At 66.5% G+C, this 1903-nt stretch carries 1 protein-coding gene; it reads left to right on the top strand.

Translation table 11 applies throughout. The features are described 5' to 3' along the window. Window positions 1-1677: PP2C family protein-serine/threonine phosphatase (locus Q355_RS16005; protein ID WP_051529437.1), on the top strand; the 1677-nt coding region annotated here is incomplete at its 5' end. Window positions 1678-1903: the final 226 nt, after the last annotated feature.

Below are 1903 nucleotides of genomic sequence, written 5' to 3'. Positions count from 1 at the left end.
GAGGAGCTGCCGCCCCCTGGCGTTCAAACATCCAGGCCGGATCAGGGCCCCAACAAAGAGGAAATCCAGGAAATTTTGCAGGCCGAGGCCGAGGGTATGGTCCACCCCGACATGGGCCTGCCACCCCCAGGCGTTCAAACATCCAAAGCCGCTTCCGAAGGGGATTTTCTGGAGGAAGCCGTTTTGCCTCCCACAGTGGAAAACGCCACCCTGGCGCCGGGCTCGGTGCACACCTGGGGCCCCCTGACCTTTGAGGTGGGCAGCCCCTTCTGGGGGGGGTGGATGACCGCCCGGCGGGGCGAGGAAGCCTTGCTGGTCAGGCCAGGGTACGATGCCAGCCTGCTGGCCGGGCTGGATCACCACCGCCTGCTACCCCGGCTGGTCTACACCGGGCCCGAGGGAACGGCCCTCGAGGCCCTGGACGGCCCGCCCATCCAACCGCCCCTTGCGCTGCCGGCAGCTTTGGCCGTGGTGCAGCCGCTGGCCCAGCTGGTTTACTTCCTCGAGCTCAAGGGGCTGGCCCTGGTAGACCTCGAGCCCCAGGCCTTGCGTCAGACCAACCAGGGCCCCCGCCTCGCCCTGCCTCCCCGGCTGGCTCGCTTGGGTGAGCCGCCGCCTAAGGTCTGGCGGCAGGGCTTTACCCCGCCCGAAGTGCTGGCCGAAGCGCCCCTGAGCAGCAAGACCGGGGTTTACCTGCTGGGGGCCTTGTTGTTCGAGCTGCTGACCGGCACGGCGCTGCCGGTAGAAGGGCCCAGCGAACTTTTGCTGGCGGGCATTCCGCTGCCAGGGGTTCCCCAGGCCCTCGCGCAGATGCTGGCCCCCCTGGAGGAGCGGGTCACTCCCAGGCAAGCCCTGGCCCTGCTCAAAAGGCTTTGGCGGCCAAGCGAGGTGGAGGTGGTGCTCGAGCTGGGCGAGGCCACCAGCGTGGGCCTCAACCCCAGCCGCCACTACAACCAGGACGCCTACTCGTACCGCCTCGAGCGCGTCCAGTCGGAGTTTGGCCGCACCCTGCTGCTCAGGGCTTGCGTTTCCGACGGCATGGGCGGCATGGCCGCGGGCGAGCGGGCCAGCCAGGCCGCCGTCGAGACCTTCATTGGAGGCAGCCTGCCCCACCCCCTCGACCACCCCCAGGCCCAGTCCGACTGGGGGGTGCAGCTGGTCTGGGCTGCCAACCAGGCCGTGCTCGAGGCCCTGGCAGGACAGGAGGGCGGCTGCACCCTGAGCGGGGTGATCCTGTGGGGTACGCGCTACACCGTGGCCCACGTGGGCGACACCCGCATCTACCTCTGGCGCCAGGGGCAGCTTAGGCAGCTCACCCGCGACCATTCGCTGGTCGCTGCCCTGGTAACCAGCCAGATGATCACCCGCGAAGAGGCCATGCGCCACCCCGACCGCAACCAGGTCTTGCGCTCGCTGGGCAGCCTGCGCCAGCCCCAGGAAGGCTACGTGGAAACCCTCGAGACCACCACCGGCCAGCTTTCCGCTACCCTCGAGGTCGGCGAGGCCTTGCTGCTCGTTTCCGACGGGGTCTGGGGCGAGGTGAGCGAAGCCCAGATGGCCCAGATATTGAATCAGGCCGAAAGTTCCCAGGCCGCCGCCGAAGCCCTGGTGCAGCGGGCGCTCGAGGCCGGGGCACCCGACAACGCCACCGCGCTCATCGTGAGGCGCCAGGTGTAGGGAGTCCTTGATTCATTCTTTTTGCTGGGGTCCCAGCCGAAGCTGCGGCAAGAGTTGGCATTACAGCACAGTCGGTTTTGACCTGAACTAAACAGAAAGCTTCAGGTGGGGTTCATATCGGATGTACCACCTCTAAGAGACTGTCTTAAAACTTTCCCAGACGATATAATCGAGCATGAATAGTCGAGCAAGCTGCTACCCAAGCGATCTTTCGGACAATGAGTGG

The organism is Meiothermus cerbereus DSM 11376 (assembly GCF_000620065.1).
Taxonomy (GTDB): Bacteria; Deinococcota; Deinococci; order Deinococcales; family Thermaceae; genus Meiothermus; species Meiothermus cerbereus.
This window is presented reverse-complemented; position numbering and strand designations above follow the sequence as displayed.